The sequence below is a fragment of the Shewanella sp. SM74 genome (assembly GCF_025653725.1).
Lineage (GTDB): Bacteria > Pseudomonadota > Gammaproteobacteria > Enterobacterales > Shewanellaceae > Shewanella > Shewanella oncorhynchi.
Genome location: NZ_JAKKRZ010000013.1, coordinates 39,384 through 56,619 on the forward strand (window position 1 = coordinate 39,384; position 17,236 = coordinate 56,619).

At 46.6% G+C, this 17,236-nt stretch carries 14 protein-coding genes and 1 tRNA gene; 9 read left to right on the top strand and 6 right to left on the bottom strand.

Annotated elements, in window-relative coordinates; genetic code table 11:
- Positions 1–6 precede the first annotated feature (6 nt).
- Both carB and L5M49_RS14325 read left to right on the top strand, forming a co-directional pair.
- A complete protein-coding gene (gene carB / locus L5M49_RS14320) occupies positions 7–3,231 on the top strand; it encodes a carbamoyl-phosphate synthase large subunit (protein WP_131523202.1) in 3,225 nt (1,074 codons plus the stop codon).
- 172 nt (positions 3,232–3,403) lie between these two features.
- Positions 3,404–4,135 carry an RluA family pseudouridine synthase gene (locus L5M49_RS14325; RefSeq protein ID WP_263238453.1) on the top strand — a complete coding sequence of 244 codons (732 nt, stop codon included), beginning with the start codon at positions 3,404–3,406 and terminating at the stop codon, positions 4,133–4,135.
- 66 nt (positions 4,136–4,201) lie between these two features.
- Here L5M49_RS14325 and L5M49_RS14330 read toward each other — a convergent pair whose 3' ends face one another.
- The 4 genes from L5M49_RS14330 to L5M49_RS14345 all read right to left on the bottom strand — a co-directional run bounded on the left by L5M49_RS14330 (position 4,202) and on the right by L5M49_RS14345 (position 8,646).
- Entirely contained in the window at positions 4,202–4,975 is a 774-nt protein-coding gene (locus L5M49_RS14330; RefSeq protein WP_263266317.1) for a substrate-binding periplasmic protein, read from the bottom strand.
- A 216-nt stretch (positions 4,976–5,191) separates the two neighbouring features.
- Positions 5,192–6,280 (bottom strand): methyl-accepting chemotaxis protein, encoded by a 1,089-nt coding sequence (locus L5M49_RS14335; RefSeq protein ID WP_028761511.1) that lies wholly within the window; start codon positions 6,278–6,280, stop codon positions 5,192–5,194.
- A gap of 265 nt (positions 6,281–6,545) precedes the next feature.
- Positions 6,546–7,919, bottom strand: coding sequence for a magnesium transporter (mgtE, locus tag L5M49_RS14340; protein WP_263266318.1), 1,374 nt, complete (start codon positions 7,917–7,919; stop codon positions 6,546–6,548).
- A 19-nt stretch (positions 7,920–7,938) separates the two neighbouring features.
- On the bottom strand, positions 7,939–8,646 hold the full coding sequence (locus L5M49_RS14345; protein ID WP_263221770.1) for a hypothetical protein: 708 nt from the start codon (positions 8,644–8,646) through the stop codon (positions 7,939–7,941).
- A gap of 784 nt (positions 8,647–9,430) precedes the next feature.
- Between L5M49_RS14345 and L5M49_RS14350 the strand changes: the two genes are divergently transcribed.
- Both L5M49_RS14350 and L5M49_RS14355 read left to right on the top strand, forming a co-directional pair.
- Complete coding sequence (locus tag L5M49_RS14350; RefSeq protein ID WP_263140024.1) at positions 9,431–10,636, top strand: endonuclease/exonuclease/phosphatase family protein; 1,206 nt, start codon at positions 9,431–9,433, stop codon at positions 10,634–10,636.
- Positions 10,637–10,914: 278 nt separating this feature from the next.
- Positions 10,915–12,105, top strand: a complete 1,191-nt coding sequence (locus L5M49_RS14355; protein WP_263266319.1) for a class I SAM-dependent rRNA methyltransferase — start codon at positions 10,915–10,917, stop codon at positions 12,103–12,105.
- A 181-nt stretch (positions 12,106–12,286) separates the two neighbouring features.
- Here the strand turns inward: L5M49_RS14355 and rpiA are convergent, their stop codons facing one another.
- Positions 12,287–12,949, bottom strand: a complete 663-nt coding sequence (gene rpiA / locus L5M49_RS14360) for a ribose-5-phosphate isomerase RpiA (RefSeq protein ID WP_263266320.1) — start codon at positions 12,947–12,949, stop codon at positions 12,287–12,289.
- Between the two features lie 251 nt (positions 12,950–13,200).
- Here rpiA and L5M49_RS14365 point away from each other — a divergent pair, with 251 nt between their 5' ends.
- The 4 genes from L5M49_RS14365 to L5M49_RS14380 are packed head-to-tail and all read left to right on the top strand — an operon-like array spanning position 13,201 to position 16,241.
- Positions 13,201–14,133 (top strand): DUF808 domain-containing protein, encoded by a 933-nt coding sequence (locus L5M49_RS14365; protein ID WP_105251669.1) that lies wholly within the window; start codon positions 13,201–13,203, stop codon positions 14,131–14,133.
- A 35-nt stretch (positions 14,134–14,168) separates the two neighbouring features.
- Positions 14,169–15,101, top strand: coding sequence for a 3'-5' exonuclease (locus L5M49_RS14370; RefSeq protein ID WP_263221771.1), 933 nt, complete (start codon positions 14,169–14,171; stop codon positions 15,099–15,101).
- Positions 15,098–15,256: a hypothetical protein gene (locus L5M49_RS14375; RefSeq protein ID WP_263221772.1), complete on the top strand. Its 159-nt coding sequence runs from the start codon at positions 15,098–15,100 to the stop codon at positions 15,254–15,256. Before L5M49_RS14370 ends, L5M49_RS14375 begins: the two co-directional genes overlap by 4 nt.
- Positions 15,257–15,296: 40 nt before the next feature.
- Positions 15,297–16,241, top strand: coding sequence for a hypothetical protein (locus L5M49_RS14380; protein WP_263266321.1), 945 nt, complete (start codon positions 15,297–15,299; stop codon positions 16,239–16,241).
- Between the two features lie 104 nt (positions 16,242–16,345).
- Here the strand turns inward: L5M49_RS14380 and L5M49_RS14385 are convergent, their stop codons facing one another.
- Entirely contained in the window at positions 16,346–16,684 is a 339-nt protein-coding gene (locus tag L5M49_RS14385) for a PBPRA1643 family SWIM/SEC-C metal-binding motif protein (protein WP_028761503.1), read from the bottom strand.
- Between the two features lie 381 nt (positions 16,685–17,065).
- On the opposite strand from L5M49_RS14385, the gene L5M49_RS14390 reads away from it, so the two are divergent.
- A tRNA-Trp gene (locus tag L5M49_RS14390) sits at positions 17,066–17,142 on the top strand.
- The last annotated feature ends 94 nt before the right edge of the window (positions 17,143–17,236 follow it).

The following is a 17,236-nucleotide window of genomic DNA, read 5'->3' on the forward strand; positions in this document are numbered from 1 at the left end:
GAAGCAATGCCAAAACGTACAGATATAAAGAGTATTCTTATCCTAGGCGCCGGCCCAATCGTGATTGGTCAGGCATGTGAATTTGACTATTCTGGCGCACAAGCGTGTAAAGCGCTGCGTGAAGAAGGCTACCGTGTCATTCTGGTGAACTCTAACCCTGCCACCATTATGACTGATCCAGAAATGGCCGATGCCACTTATATCGAGCCGATTCACTGGGAAGTGGTCCGTAACATTATTGCTAAAGAACGCCCAGATGCGATTCTGCCAACCATGGGCGGCCAAACCGCACTGAACTGCGCATTAGAACTTGAAGCCAAAGGTGTACTGAAAGAATTTAACGTCGAGATGATTGGCGCGACTGCCGATGCTATCGATAAAGCTGAAGACCGTAGCCGCTTTGATAAAGCGATGAAAAGTATTGGTCTTGATTGTCCACGCGCGGGCATTGCCCACAATATGGACGAAGCTTATGGCGTACTTGATCAAGTGGGTTTCCCTTGTATTATCCGCCCATCCTTTACTATGGGTGGCTCGGGTGGCGGTATCGCTTACAACAGGGAAGAGTTCGAAGAGATCTGTTCACAGGGCTTAGAGTTATCGCCAACGAGTGAACTGCTGATCGACGAATCACTGATCGGTTGGAAAGAATACGAGATGGAAGTGGTCCGCGATCGCAACGATAACTGCATTATCGTCTGCGCCATCGAAAACTTCGATCCTATGGGCGTGCACACGGGCGACTCTATTACAGTTGCACCCGCGCAAACCCTGACTGATAAAGAATACCAAATCATGCGTAACGCCTCTATGGCCGTACTGCGTGAGATTGGTGTTGAGACCGGCGGTTCGAACGTACAGTTTGGTATCAACCCGAAAGATGGCCGTATGGTTATCATCGAGATGAACCCACGTGTATCGCGCTCTTCAGCATTAGCATCAAAAGCAACGGGTTTCCCGATTGCGAAAATCGCTGCTAAGTTAGCAGTTGGTTTCACTCTTGATGAGCTGATGAACGACATCACTGGCGGTCGCACGCCAGCGTCATTCGAGCCTGCTATCGATTACGTTGTGACTAAAGTGCCACGCTTTAACTTTGAAAAGTTTGCCGGTGCGAATGATCGCTTAACAACCCAGATGAAGTCTGTGGGTGAAGTGATGGCGATTGGCCGTACTTTCCAAGAGTCACTACAAAAAGCCTTACGTGGTTTAGAGGTTAGCCGTAACGGTCTAGATCCTGTCACAGATATGTCTAAACCTGAGGCGATGTCGCGTATTCGCCACGAGCTGAAAGAGCCTGGTTGCGACCGTATTTGGTACATAGCCGATGCGATGCGTGCGGGGCTGAGCTTAGATGAAATCTTTAAACTGACCAATATCGACCCTTGGTTCCTCGTGCAAATCGAAGAGCTGGTTCAGCTCGAAGGTGTTGTCGCTGAAGCGGGTCTGGCGGGTCTGGATATCGACTTACTGCGTAAGCTGAAACGTAAAGGTTTTGCCGATGCGCGTTTGGCCGATGTATTAGGCGTGAACGAAGCCGAAGTGCGTAAGCTGCGTGATAAGTTCGACCTGCACCCAGTCTATAAGCGTGTGGATACCTGTGCGGCTGAGTTTGCAACAGACACGGCTTACATGTACTCAACGTATGAAGAAGAATGTGAAGCTAACCCATCGACCCGTGACAAAATCATGGTGTTAGGTGGCGGGCCAAACCGTATCGGTCAAGGTATTGAGTTCGATTATTGCTGTGTGCACGCGGCGTTAGCGCTACGTGAAGACGGTTATGAAACCATCATGGTGAACTGTAACCCTGAAACCGTTTCAACCGACTACGACACTTCAGACCGTCTGTACTTCGAACCCGTCACACTGGAAGACGTATTAGAAATCGTCCGTATCGAGAAGCCAAAGGGCGTTATCGTGCAGTACGGTGGTCAAACGCCATTGAAATTGGCCCGTGCCTTAGAAGCCGCTGGCGTACCTGTAATTGGTACTAGCCCAGATGCCATCGACCGCGCCGAAGACCGTGAGCGTTTCCAGCAAGCTATTCAACGCTTAGAGATGAAGCAGCCTGAAAATGATACCGTGACTACGGTTGAAGGTGCTGTGATTGCCGCTGAGCGTATCGGTTATCCGCTAGTTGTGCGTCCATCCTATGTACTGGGCGGCCGCGCGATGGAAATCGTCTATGATAAGCAAGATTTGCTACGTTACTTCAACGAAGCCGTGAGCGTATCTAACGCGTCGCCAGTACTGCTCGATCGCTTCTTAGATGATGCGATTGAAGTGGATATTGATGCAGTATGTGACGGTGAAATCGTGGTAATTGGCGCGATTATGGAGCATATCGAACAAGCGGGTGTTCACTCAGGTGACTCAGGTTGTTCGCTGCCGCCATACACGCTAAGCCAAGAAATCCAAGATCGCATGCGCGTTCAAGTCGGCAAGTTGGCGATGGAACTCGGTGTTGTTGGCCTGATGAACGTACAGTTTGCCGTGAAAGATAACGAAATCTATATGATTGAAGTTAACCCACGTGCTGCCCGTACTGTGCCATTTGTGTCCAAAGCGACCGGTGTGCCTTTAGCTAAGATTGCCGCGCGTGTGATGGCGGGTCAAAGCTTAACGTCGCAAAACTTCACTAAAGAAGTGATCCCACCTTTCTACTCAGTGAAAGAAGTGGTATTGCCATTTAACAAGTTCCCGGGTGTTGACCCACTGTTAGGCCCAGAAATGCGCTCTACCGGTGAAGTCATGGGCGTGGGCGATACGTTCGCCGAAGCCTATGCTAAGGCGCAGTTAGGAGCCACTTCTGAAGTGCCTAAGTCGGGTCGTGCGTTATTATCTGTGCGTAACAGCGATAAGAAACGCGTTGCCGATTTAGCGGCTAAGTTAATCGAGCTCGGTTACCAAATCGATGCCACTCACGGTACTGCGATTATCCTTGGCGAAGCGGGTATCAACCCACGTTTAGTGAACAAGGTACACGAAGGGCGTCCACACATTCTCGATCGCATCAAGAATGGTGAATACACTTATATCGTGAACACTACCGAAGGTCGCCAAGCGATTGAAGATTCTCGTCAATTGCGCCGCGGTGCTCTGCGTTACAAAGTTAACTACACGACGACCATGAATGCTGCATTCGCTACTTGTATGGCCCATGCTGCGGATGACCGTACTAACGTGACGTCAGTACAAGAACTGCATCTGCGCGTATTGGCTAAATAAGCCACAGCGTTAATGCCGTGAATTAGAGGGCCGCATAACTTAGGTTATGCGGCCTTATTATTTAGGCTATATCTGTTTTGCTAAGTTTATGAGTCTGTTTTACTGAATGGTTTAGTTTGTTGTGATCGCCCATTGATCTACTTTTCACCTACTTATGTTGCCTGAGAAAACTATGCCTGTGCCAGCCGATAGCCTTGCCAAAGTCGATACTTTTATTGCGCCGCCTTGCCTCGGGCAAATACGCGTGCTCTATCAAGATAGCGATATTCTACTGATTGATAAGCCGAGCGGATTATTGAGTCTGTCGGGGAAGAATCCGCTGAACCTCGACTCAGTGCATTATCGTTTAGTGCAGGATTTCCCGACGGCCACTTTGCTGCACAGGCTCGATTTTGGCACTTCCGGTATCATGCTGGTGGCGCTGAATAAAAGTGTGAATGGTTTGCTGACAAAGCAGTTTCAGGCGCGCACGGTTGAAAAGCGTTATACCGCCTTGCTGCACGGGCATGTCGCCGCTGACAGCGGTGTGATTAATCTGCCGATTGCTAAAGATAGTGACCATTTCCCGCTACAAAAGATTTGCCATAGCACAGGCAAAGTTGCGATCAGTGAATATCAGGTGCTGGAACGATTAACCGAACCTTTCGCCACGCGGGTCGAGTTTATCCCAGTTTCTGGTCGCACTCATCAGCTGCGGATCCACAGTCAGCAATTGGGTCACTCAATACTGGGGTGCGATCTCTACGGCGGCGTGGGTGAGTGCGTGACTGATAAGGCTGATGCAGATGAAGCTGATATCACTAATACGACGAGCAGCAGATTAATGCTGCATGCGACCCGCTTAGCGTTTAATCATCCTATCACGGGTGAGCGTATCGACTGGGTTTGTGAGTGTCCTTTTTAAGCGCTTTTAAAAGAGCAATAGAGTTTAGCTCTCAGCATTCAGCACTTAGAATTTAGATCAATGGGTTTAGTTGCTAAACCCGATACGTTCGGTTTGCATGGGCGGCGCATCGTTGGGGAGCCAAGTACGGTAAATCGTTGCGAAGGTGCCATCTGCTTTTATCGCTTCTAGGCTGTTTTTCCACTGTTCGATCACATCATTGGGCGTGCCTTGTGAGAAGGCAATGTAAAGATGATTAGCACTAATCGTGAAGAGCGACTCTACATCATCAATGCTCGCGCCTGCATCCGACAGAATACTCGGCGCGGTGAGATTGGCATTACACCAAAGATCGACACGTTGCTTCATCAATTGTTTGGCACTCAATAAGGGCTCGGATGAGGCCGCAACATTCGTAAATCCCAGTTCGAGCAATAGGCGTTCTTCCACCGAGGCACGATAGACACCAATTGCCTTAGCTGTCTTTGCATCATCTATAGTGGTTATTTTTATACCGCTATTTTTTAAGGCATAAAAATTAGTCGTGCCGACAGCAACAGGCCCAATCATAGTAAACATTTGCTCCCTTTCTGCTGTGCGCGTCATAGTAAACAACACAGTATTAGGTTGCTCGGTCAGCATTTTCCAGCCGCGAGCCCAAGGTACGACCTTGATTGGATCTGGGTTGTTTATGCGCTTTTGAATTTCTTGTACTATCTGTACAGCTAGACCATCGGGTTTGCCATCGACAGAAAAGCTGATTGGTGACCATTCTTCGGTATAGATGTTGAGCGGCTGCGCGCGAAGAGAAACTGCGCTGCTAAGGGTGAGTGATAACAATAAACTTGTGACTAATTTCATTAATAACCCTAAAAATTAGAATGTTATAATTGAGTCTCACTGCTTGCTCTTGAAACGATTAAAGATGAAGGCTGTGCTTAAATCAAGTATAGCTAGGGGTTCATTTTCTAAGATTAAATTTACTATACCGTTTTGAACGATAAAAAAAGAGCGCGAGTATGGCGCTCTTAGGTAGGCTTATTTATGGGTGATAGCTTATCTTTCTGTGCCTATATATCACGCTCGATATACATCTCGCATAAGGTTATCAATGCAATGTACAACACGCATACTGGCGTCTTCCATTGAGTGCAGTTGTTTGACCATCTCAGGCAAATTACCTTTTTGTCTCGCATTGAGCGCCGCTTTTCCTGCCTCGTGTACCGCTTTATGTGGTGCATCTAATGCTTTGAAATTACTTAAATGCTGATAATTCTCGGCACCAAATCCTTTGAAATACCATTGCCCTAGGCGGCACTCAGTGTGTGAGTTCACATTGTGGTTATGCTGTGGTTTTTCAATTAATTGATAAACGCTACTTTTCCAGACTGCGTGGTCGAGCTTAGTGGTATTCAAGAATGACGCTGTGGCTGCGTTATGGATAACGTGCTGCATTTGTTTTGAGCGTTGCAGGACATCTTCAACGACTTGACCAATTTGGGTTGAGGAGGTGGCTACATCAACGGCACTACTTTGATTATTATGAACAATTTCTTTAATCTCAGCCGCTTGCGCGACGATTTGTTTCACGAGTTTTTCAATATGGCTACTGGCTTCATGGGCTTTGCTTGCAAGCTGGCGCACTTCATCGGCCACCACGGCAAACCCCCGTCCCGCTTCGCCTGCACGGGCGGCTTCAATGGCGGCGTTCAATGCCAGCAAGTTTGTTTGTTCTGAAATTCCTTGAATAGCCGCGACAAATTGATTGATTGAAGAGGTCGTAGCATCGAGTTCTGTGACAGCTTTCATGCTGTTCGATGCTTGATCATTAATATAAGTTGCTCTAGTGCCTAAATTGGCAATGGCCACACGGGTTTGATCAAAAACGTGATTGAGTTCAGACAGTGATTCTTTTTCCGCAGAGAGTAATTCGGCACTGCTGGCTAAGCCTTCGCGCACGGCATTAAGCATATCTCCGCCTAGGTTTTGGCAGGCGATCACTTCAGTGTAGTGGTCTGCATTTTGGCGCGACTGTTGCTGCATAGTCTCATTTTCACGGATCATGCCACGCAGTTCATCTATTTCATTTTGGTGTTGGCGTTCTAGTTGGATGAGTCGCTCTTTTAGCGCCTGGTTTTCAGCTTTGAGCTGGGAATTAAACCACATATAAAACCTCTCAAGTCGCTAGGACTATCACTATTGCTTATCGACTTACTGTGACTGGGCTCAGCGGTAAATACTGCAATGTTAATAAAAAGTAAAACGATTCAGGTATGGAAATATTAACTGATCTTTAAGCTTTATTCTTAATTTTTTTAAGGTTATTGAAGCTTTTATGCTTTGTCATAAATGGGTTAGTACTATCGAATGATAAGTGAACCACGCTAAGGTTAACTTAGCTTGGTTCACTTTGAGGTCTTAGGTCTTAGGCCTATGGCATAGGTAAGTCGAGCACCACTGTGGCTATGCTGAAATACACGAGTACACCTATGATATCGGCGATGGAGGTGATGAGTGGCGCACTAGCGGCCGCAGGGTCCATCTTTAACTTGCTCAGTAAGAAAGGCAGAGACATACCAATCAAGCTGCCAATAATCACCACAATTTGCATTGTGAGTGCCACAACCAGCGCGATTTCAGGTCCGCCGCGCCAAAATCCTAGCAAGGACACTGCCGCTGCCATGCTGGCTCCTAATAATCCGGCGACAAATAACTCGCGCCCTAGCATAGATAACCAATCCTTGAGAACCACTTCCCCTGTGGCTAAGCCACGTACCATTAAGGTCGCCGATTGTGATCCCGCATTACCGCCGCTATCGATCAGTAGCGGCAGGAAGAAGACTAAAGAGACATAACTGGCAATCGTGTCTTCGAAGAAGGCGATACCGGCCCCTGAGAAGATATTACCAAAGACCAAAATCACCAGCCAAACCACGCGCTTGCGGTAGAGTAAGCCTATGCTGGCGGTCTTAAGGTTATGGTCAATATTGCCGATGGCCGCAGTTTTTGTGAACTCAAGATCCGCCTGTGAGCTGGCGATATCCATAGCATCATCATAGGTGACGATACCGACGAGCTGGCCTTTGCCATTGACTACTGGCAGCGCCATTAAGTCGTAATGGGCGATCATCTGCACCGCTTCTTCGCGAAAGGCATTGGCATCGAGCGCGACGGGGTCGGGTTTCATAAAGTCGACCACTCGCTCGTGCGGTTGCGCCAGCAATAACTGCCTTAAAGATACAGTTCCTATTAAGCGGCCTAACATATCCACCACATAGGTTTGATAAATCGTTTCTTTATCAGCCGCTTCAGTACGCAGAGTATCGATGGCTTCTGCCGCAGTATGGCGGCTATTGAGCAAGGTGTAATCCGAAGTCATGACCGCGCCGACTTTAGCTTTATCATAGGCGGCGAGGGTGCGCATATCTTCCCGTTTGGCCAATGCTAGCGCAGGTAAAATTGCCGCTTGCTGGGCTTCATCGAGCAGATTATAGAGGTCGGCACGTTCATCTGCTGCCATGTGAACCAGCAGCGCAGATAGCGTAGTTTTATCTAATTGCTGTACTAAGCTCGCCTGCAATTCATCGGTCAGATAGCGAAACAAATTGGCGCAAACCTTAGGTGAGGCCAGTTGCAATAATAGGACTTGTTGAGCTTGATTAAAGACGTTAAATACGGCTGCAATATCGGCAGGGTGGCGTTTTTCGGCTAATTCAGCCATGGCGCTGGCACTGCGTTGCTCGATAATCATTTGCAGGTTATGGATGATTTTTTTAGTGTTGTTTGTGCTGTTATTCATGTTCATAGTTCATTCTCTCAACGATCTAGTGACCAAAGTAAAAGGTGATGTCTGCGCCAAGTTGCAGCGCGTTGCCACGAAGGGCATTGCCTAAGCTCAATTCCAGCTGTAGCTGTTGTTGCGGTGTGTGTTGATAAGCGAACTGATAGGTAGTCTCGCTCAATTCTTTTTGATAAATCTCAGCTATCACGCGATGGTGACTACTGAGTTCATACGCCGCCGCGATACCCACAAGCAATTGGGTTGATTGATTAAACTCATGGGTAAAACCTACATTGGCATAGAGACTGACATCAGAATCGCCTAAGGTTTTGCCAAAAATGCCGAAGACTTCGGTGGCTAATTCGTTACTGGCATCGAGGTTTTTCTGCAAGTTAATCACCAGTGCGCTGTGCCAATCATCCTGTTGCTGCTCTGGATCTGAGTGGGAGTTTACGTTGAGTGGTAGCTTAATGCCGACCTCTGCTTGCTCCTCACGAATATCGTCATTGGCATTGGACGCTAATCCTAAATGCCATTCCCATTGATTGCGGCTGCAAGTCGTGGCCGCGTTTAATTGTGGGCGAGCATGATCCGACCTAGGTTGTTGCCAGCCCATTTCTAATTCACAGCGCTCCGCGAGGGCCGGATCATCTACTTCGAGATGGGATGCCGCCGCACTCATGCTGTAGTACAAGCTGATACTTGCACAGGATAAAGATCGCAAAATTGATGTGTTGTTTATGTAAGCCATATTTAGGCTCCTCAGATGTAAACCCATAGGTGTAAATCCATAGGGAAAACGAAGTCCACTGAGGCAAAAAACTTGCTTTGAGATGCAATAAATACACATAACTGAATCCCAGCAAAATGCTGGAATTGCTAAAGCGCAGCCATAGGCTCAGGCTTATTGTCTGTGATTGATATTTTTGGGGAGGCTGAGTGAAGAATGGTTCACACTACTACCCTGCTTAGCAGGTAGCAGCAAATATTGCGGGCTAGTGCTAGGCGTTAAATCCTGTCTTTTGGACAGGGCATCTACTGTCGCTTATGTGTGTGCCCACAGTGGGTCTCCGCAATGATTAAAGTCGCCACATTCTAAGGGACTGAAATGTAAAGTCAACCGCACATGTTGTTACATATGTTTTTTGTTTGAATTTACACTTTGAGGAAAAGTTAATTTTATGATCATTCTTGGGCTTGCGTGATTTTGTTGGGAGTGCTGATGGTTTTGTGCACTAATCATTGTTGTGTAATTGTTTGTTTTTTGGCTGGTAGCGGTTGATTTTTGTTGTCGGATTTAACTGTGATATTGAATTGTGGTTTTTAACGGTATGACTTATCTCAGTAAGCTGTGTTTGAGTCGCCAGAGATGAGTTAACACTTTATCCATAATGGGGATTTGGTATTAGTGCACTTCGGGTATACCCTTGTCGTGCCTGCGGTGAGTCATTGTGCTCACTCAGATTAAGTCAGATTAAGTCAGATTAAGTCAGATTAAGAGAGTTTGCTGTATTCAGATTTGGGGGGATTAAGCTGTGGCACACAATATCGATGAGTTGGAATCAATGGCTGCACCTATCGATCATAAGTGCACCGCGAATATCAAGATCGCCAGTATCAATCTGTTTAACTTTATTGAGCCGCCTTTGGCTTACTATGATTTTGAAAATATCTATAGCCATGGGCAATGGCAGAAAAAGTGTCAGTGGTTGAGTGAGTTTCTCGTACATCGCCAGCTCGATATTGTGGGATTTCAAGAAGTGTTTAGCCCTGAACCGCTCAAACGAATCGCCAGCGAGCAAGGTCTAGGGTATTTTGCGGTCGTTGATGAGCCAACTCTTATCAGTGATTACATTTATCGTAGCCCTGTGGTCGCGCTTGCCTCCCGTTATCCCATAGTGGAAATTAGCAGTGTCGAACCTGATGCGCGTTTAGTGGCTGCCATGGGATTATCGAGTGAATTTGCCTTTAGCCGTAAGGTGCTGCGCGCAACCGTTGAAGTGCCACACATCGGCAAGTGTGACTATTATGTGGTGCACTTTAAGTCAAAACGTGCCGGATTAGCGCTCGAGCCTAAGCTATTTGAACATCAGTCCCTTGAACATCAACCTCTCGAACATCAGCCACTTGGGTTAGATAACTTGGCTCCCGCAGCGAGCATGAAACTGCATTCAGAAACCCAACTACTCACAGAGCAAGCCTTAGGCCGCTGGGCATCCACCATGCAGCGCGGCGCGGAAGCTGCGTTATTATTCAATGGCATATTGGTACGCAGGCAAGAGTCTAAACATCCCGTTATCGTGATGGGGGACTTTAATGACAGTCTGACAATGGGCGCCTTAGATGCGTTAACGATACAGGGTGAGAGCATTCACAGTAATGACATTAAAGCCGCTGGCCTTGGGCATTTATCTGATGCGGCGTTAGCGGCGGTGTTTGCTCAGTATCAACTTAAGGATGCCTATGAGTTATTTATTGAAGCGAACTTGAGGGACAGTTTGACTGGCAATACCGCTTACCATAGGGAACACAGAGCGGCGACCCATTACTATGGCCCTAAAGGTTCAGTGCTGGATTATATTTTGCTTTCGAGTGAGTTTGATGCGAGCCATGGCCGCAGTTTAGCGCAAGTCGTAGATTATCAGACCTGCGATAGACACTTAGTCAGACCTGAATATGAACGCGACGCCTACAGTACTGACCATGCGCCCGTCATTGTTGAGTTAGCGCTACGTAGCTAAGTTCTCGTGTTTACTGATTAATTCGTCTTATTTCAAATCATGTCAGTTGTCTTTACGGTTTTGTTAGCGTTGTTTCATTAACCATCCCTACATCATTTCGCATGAATATCATTCAGAATTAACCGTTAAAATAAGGTATGATCGGCCACCCGTGGATGATGGTAAATAAGCGCTTCGGCGTGTTCGGTACTCGCACTTAGGTGGCATTGGGTATATCATCCGTTTCCCATTTTTAGACAGCAGCCCTTTTTAGTGGCGGCACTATTTTTAAGGCAACTATGGCTATCAGAATCAAACTTAAACCCGGCCGCGAGAAGTCACTCGAGCGTCGCCATCCTTGGGTATTTTCCAATGCTATTCATAACATTAAGGGAAAACCTGAAGCGGGTGAGACAGTCGATGTGGTCGCGCATGATGGTCATTGGTTAGGTCGTGGTGCTTGGTCGCCTGAGTCGCAAATTCAAGTGCGGATTTGGACTTTCGATCGCGAAGAAGAAATTGATCGCGCGTTTTTTGCCAGACGTTTACATCGGGCGCAAATCGGCCGTAACGATTTAATCCGCGAGCAAGGCTTAACGGGTTACCGTTTAGTGGCTGCTGAGTCCGATGGTTTACCTGGGATTACCATCGACAGATATGCCAATGTGCTGGTGTGCCAGTTACTGAGCACAGGTGCTGATTTATGGCGCGATACCTTAGTTGAGCTATTGGCTGAGCAATATCCTGATTGCGCTATTTATGAGCGTTCTGATGTGGATTCCCGTAAGAAAGAAGGCCTGTTGCTGGTTACGGGTTTACTGCACGGCACTCTGCCAGAAATGCCAGTGATTATCGAAGAAAACGGCATCAAGATCGCCGTCGATGTGATTAAAGGCCATAAGACAGGTTTCTATCTCGATCAACGTGATAACCGCGCCATTGCCGCCCGTTTTGTCAAAGATAAATCGGTATTGAACTGTTTTTGCTACACTGGGACTTTTGGTCTGTACGCTGCGAAAGCAGGCGCTGCCAGTATTGAAAACGTCGATGTGTCTTCTCTCGCCTTGGCGACAGCGCGCCTCAATATGCAAGTGAACGGTTTGAGTGATGACAATGTGCATTACAACGAAGCCGATGTGTTCAAGTTGTTGCGCCAGTACCGTGATGAAGGCAAAACCTTTGATGTGATTGTGCTCGACCCGCCTAAGTTTGCCGATAACAAGGCACAGTTAAACGGGGCTTGCCGTGGTTATAAAGACATCAATATGATTGCATTGCAGTTGTTGAATCCGGGCGGCGTGTTATTGACCTTCTCTTGCTCAGGATTAATGCCTGCGGATCTGTTCCAAAAAATCGTGGCCGATGCCGCGCTCGATGCGAAACGTGAAATCCAGTTTATCGAACGCTTAAGCCAAGCGAGCGATCACCCTATCGGTAGCGCCTTCCCAGAAGGATTCTACTTAAAAGGTCTAGTTGCCAGAGCTTGGTAAGCCAGCGTTTGATATAAGCTGTCTGCGATGGGCAGCTGAGTCAGATAACATTGAACTATAAAAAAGAGCTATAAAAAGAACCATAAAAAATGCCAGCCCTTTGAAAAAGTGGCTGGCATTTTTACAGCGTATTTTTACAATCAGCAGCCTTGTGACTGCGATGGAAGCTTTAACGCTTAACTTATTTGGCGGTAAAGGTTTTTACGCCATCAGGGGTGCCGACTAACAACACATCTGCGCCGCGTTTAGCGAACAGACCGTTAGTGACGACACCGACTATCTCATTGATCTGACTTTCCAATTCTTTTGGATTAAGGATCTTAAGATTGTACACATCGAGGATCACGTTGCCGTTATCTGTCACAACGCCTTCACGGTACACAGGATCGCCGCCTAGCTTAACTAACTGACGTGCCACATAAGAGCGCGCCATAGGAATGACTTCAACTGGCAGTGGGAATTCACCTAGGATGTCGACTTGCTTAGTGTTATCCACGATACAAATAAACTTTTCAGCCACAGCCGCAACAATTTTCTCGCGAGTTAACGCCGCGCCGCCGCCTTTGATCATATCCATATGGCCGTTGATTTCATCGGCACCGTCCACATAGACAGATAAACGATCGACGCTGTTTAAGTCATAAACGGGAATACCCAGCGCCTTCATTTTCTGAGTTGATGCCTCAGAGCTAGAGACGGCGCCTTCGATATCAGCTTTCATGGTCGCCAGTGCATCAATAAAGTGATTCACAGTCGAACCAGTACCAACACCAACAATACTGTCTCTTTCAACGTACTTGAGTGCGGCCCAACCGGCAGCTTTTTTCATTTCATCTTGAGTCATGTTGACATCCTGTAACGGCAAATGAGTAAAAAATTCTGCGCTTAGTATACTCTTTTCCGATAAATAATGTGGCGCAATTCCACCGTGGGTGTGATCTAGATTGCTGGCATTTTTACATTAGCAACCAGTCCCAATAACGTAAGTAACTTAAGCAGTTAAGTTGGAAAGCATTTCGCTATACGCAACTAATCTAACTAAGCTACTATGGCAAAAGCAGAATGGTTTATAGATGATTTGTAGAGGGATTTAGCATGGCAGGCGCGAGTTTATTAACCTTACTCGACGATATCGCATCGATTTTGGATGACGTAGCGGTAATGAGTAAAGTAGCGGCAAAGAAAACCGCGGGTGTACTGGGGGATGATTTAGCCCTCAATGCCCAGCAAGTGACGGGCGTAAGCGCCGATCGTGAATTACCCGTCGTGTGGGCGGTGGCCAAGGGATCATTCCGTAATAAGTTGATTTTAGTGCCAGCAGCAATGCTTATCAGCGCTTTTATTCCCTGGGCTGTCACCCCTTTATTAATGTTTGGTGGACTGTTTTTATGCTACGAAGGGTTTGAAAAACTGCATCACAGCTATAGCCATAGAAAAGGCCAGCAACAACACGAAACCCAAGTAGAGAATGAGTTACCTGAGATTAAAGATTTCGCCGCCTACGAGGCCGAAAAAGTCAAAGGGGCGATTCGTACCGACTTTGTGTTATCGGCGGAAATTATTGCCATTACCCTTGGTATCGTGGCGGACAAATCCCTATCGACACAGTTTTTTACGTTAGCTGTCATAGGGATAGTCATGACCATAGGCGTGTATGGCTTAGTGGCGGCAATTGTGAAAATGGATGATGCGGGTTTGTACTTGAGCCAACGTGAAGGCGCCTCTGTATTAACTCAAATGAACCGTAAATTAGGTTTTGGTTTATTGAGTGCAGCTCCCGTATTAATGAAAAGTTTAACGATTATTGGCACGGCAGCCATGTTTATGGTGGGCGGTGGGATTTTAACTCATGGCCTACACCTAGTCGGCGAGCAAATCCACCATGCTGAACAAGCGGTTGCTGCCATTGGTGTTGTTGGGCCTGTGTTTGCTGTGCTGACGCCAAGTATTCTTAATGGCTTATTTGGTGTCGTTGCTGGCGCTGTTGCACTTATTGCGATGACAGGAATACAGAAATTGCGTAGTTAACTAGCTGCGCGCATCAACCATCAAGGATGAGCACGATGAAGTTAATGAAGTACTGTGTCTCCCCGAGTAAGTTGGCTTGGTTACGTAAAGAGTTTGGCAAAGATGCCGATGGGTTAATGGCGGCAATGGATGCTGCTGGCACGGCTTATCTTGATAACCTCAATGCCTTGACCGAGCTGCAGAAAAGTGAGCAGGTATCGGCCGAGGCTGAAAATGCAATTAAAGCTAAAACTCAACTTCAAGCGCAGCGTCAGTGGGCATATTTGTGGCTGCAGCAACGTATCGCTTTGACTACACGTATTGATGATATTGAACTTGCAGCGTTAGCAGCTTTTGAATTTCAACATGTCCGCATCGAGGTAGTTGAGCCGTCGGAGTTCGATGCGGTTGTCGCGCGATTACAGGTTGAGCAAGTCTTAGGTTTTGATACTGAAACCCGTGCAAGCTTTGAGCGCGGCGTGCAACACCCCTTGAGTCTTATCCAAATCGCGACAGTGGATACCTGTTATTTATTTCAGCATGCCATTTTGGGTGAGCAATTCACCCAGTTAAAAGCCTTATTAGAAGATGAAACCATACTCAAAGTCGGGGTTGGTTTACGCAGTGATGCACACGCTCTCAGGCGGCAATGGGGCATTAATGTCGCCTCAACATTAGATTTAAATTGGGCACTGGCTCAACTTGGAGCGGAGAAGGAAATGGGGACGCGCCAATTAGTTGCGGCGCTTTTGGGTGCTCGTATCGACAAACCTAAAAAAGTCACCTTATCGAATTGGCAGTACGTGCCTTTATCCAGTGCGCAAATTCATTATGCTGCCGCCGATGCCTTGGCCGCACTCAAATGCTTCAACGCGTTAATATCTCAGTTGACACCCTTTTATCATGCATCAAGTGCCGCAAAAGCCGCATTATTAATTCCTTCAAGTTTGATAATGCCATTGGCGAAATATTTTAAGGATGCCGAATGAAACACAAAACCCAAGATGCCGCAAAAGTTAAAATCATGTCATTACATTCGGATGCGAGCTCGCAAGGCACCAGTACTTTAGGTTTGATTTACCGCGTATTTGGCATCTTGCTTCTGTTAAGTGTTATCACTTTTGGGATTAATGCTTGGGCATAGATAGCGGTATTGCCAGCAGTTGAAAATAAAGGAGAACACTATGTTAGATGCTATTTGTGAACTCGAAACAGAGGATCATTTAATTGCGAGAACGACTTATAGTGTTTTTAAGTTTCAACAATTACCCGATGAGGATATCGAGCGTTTGCGGCAATGGTTAATTTGCCCCGCCTGCGGTGGTAAAGCATATTTCCGTAAATCCTCAAAAGACGGTAAAGCCGCTTGTTTTGGCTCGCGATATCACCAAGCCGATTGCATTGAATTTAAACCTTCAGCACAAAAGTCCCGTGAAGAACAAGATGCCCTCGAAGTGCAGCAACAGCTGGTGGACGCCGATGCCTTAATGATCGACTTTAGCCGTAAACCTCGTCGCCATTCACCTGCAAACAAAGTTTCGACTGCACAGGTATTAACCAGCAAGACTGAGCCAACGCCTAAATTGTCCTCTATGCCTGAGCCATCGAAAGTGTCTATTGCATCGTCAGTGGATGATCGAATACAAGAGTCGAAAACAGGCTACCAAGTTAACACCGCTGAACATACCACTGAAAAACGAGTGCCCAGCCAAGGGCTCGAAAAGTTACTCCACAGTTTATTGCGCGGCACAGATTTGGCGAAATCGGATCTCTGGGTATACACAGACGCTGAGCGAAAATACCGTTGGCGGGCGAAGAACCTGTTTGTCAATTTTGCCGATGCGGACCCAAGCGACAATAAACCCCACATGTATTGGGGCACGATATCCCACACTGACCCGACGATGAGCTGGCTTAACCCCGCCGACAGCAAAGATATCGGCATTCCTATCGATGGGATAAAGCAACCATTATTAGCGCAATTTGAAATAGAAGATAAACGCTGCTTTGAAGGTGCTGGTTTGATTTTATTTGGTAAATGTTTTTGGAATAAAGAAAAGACCCGCAAAATTATTCAGCTATGGAATAACGATTTGCAGCGGATTTTTATCTCCAAGTTGGAAGATTAATTGGCTTTGGTGAGAGAAAAAAAAGAGGGGAGAAAAGGGGCTATTCCCGACGCACAAAAGCGTTACAGTAAAAGTCCCTATCTATATCACGCTGATGAAAGCGCTTACTTGCCGCAGCACTTCTTGAATTTTTGACCGCTACCACACACGCAGGGCTCGTTACGATTCGGTTTTTTCTCGAAAGTCGTGGTCTTAGGCTTATTTAATAAACCTTCTAATTCAACAATATCTTCAGCGACGTCGGCATTGACTTCGATATTGGCGAACAGCTGGTGTTCGGCAACAATCGCGGCAACTTCGAGTTTACGCGCTTCGTCGGCAACAATTAATTGTAATGGTAATGCTTCTGTACCCGGTTTAGCGGCACGCTTAGTGTTGTAGCCATAGCTTTCGTGCTTCGGCTTAGGGGTTTTACGACCCTTGAAGAAAAATTTGTCAGACATGAGTGGTTCCGTCGAGCTGTGTATGAAATTGACGATGCTTATACTATAAAACGCCGATTTTATAAATCGAACTCAGATCTTTTTTCGATAAATGCGCGTCTTTAACCCTTAAGCACCTCAAAATGGCCGAAACGGCACACTTATTCGACGTCATCAAACTGATTTGTTGTGGGATCATTTAGTCGAGTTACTATTAACCTATGGGCTCTAAACTAAGTATCTACTACGTCATATCGCTAATATGCGATGGCTTTTTAATCTCAGTGGCAGTTAAATCAACAGCAATAGCCTAACTTGTTTGAAAAACCTTCAGTTAATGAGTTTTGCCATAAAAAGTACTTTACCTTTGGAAGTGCTTTTAGCATAATGCCCCACGTCAACAGGGGTGTAGTTCCAATTGGTAGAACAGCGGTCTCCAAAACCGATGGTTGCGGGTTCGAGTCCTGCCACCCCTGCCAAATAAAACAACGGCTTGCATAGAAATATGCGAGCCGTTTTATTTTGTGTCGAATAAAACGGAAAAAATGATTTTGCTTGGATTGAATAACTCGC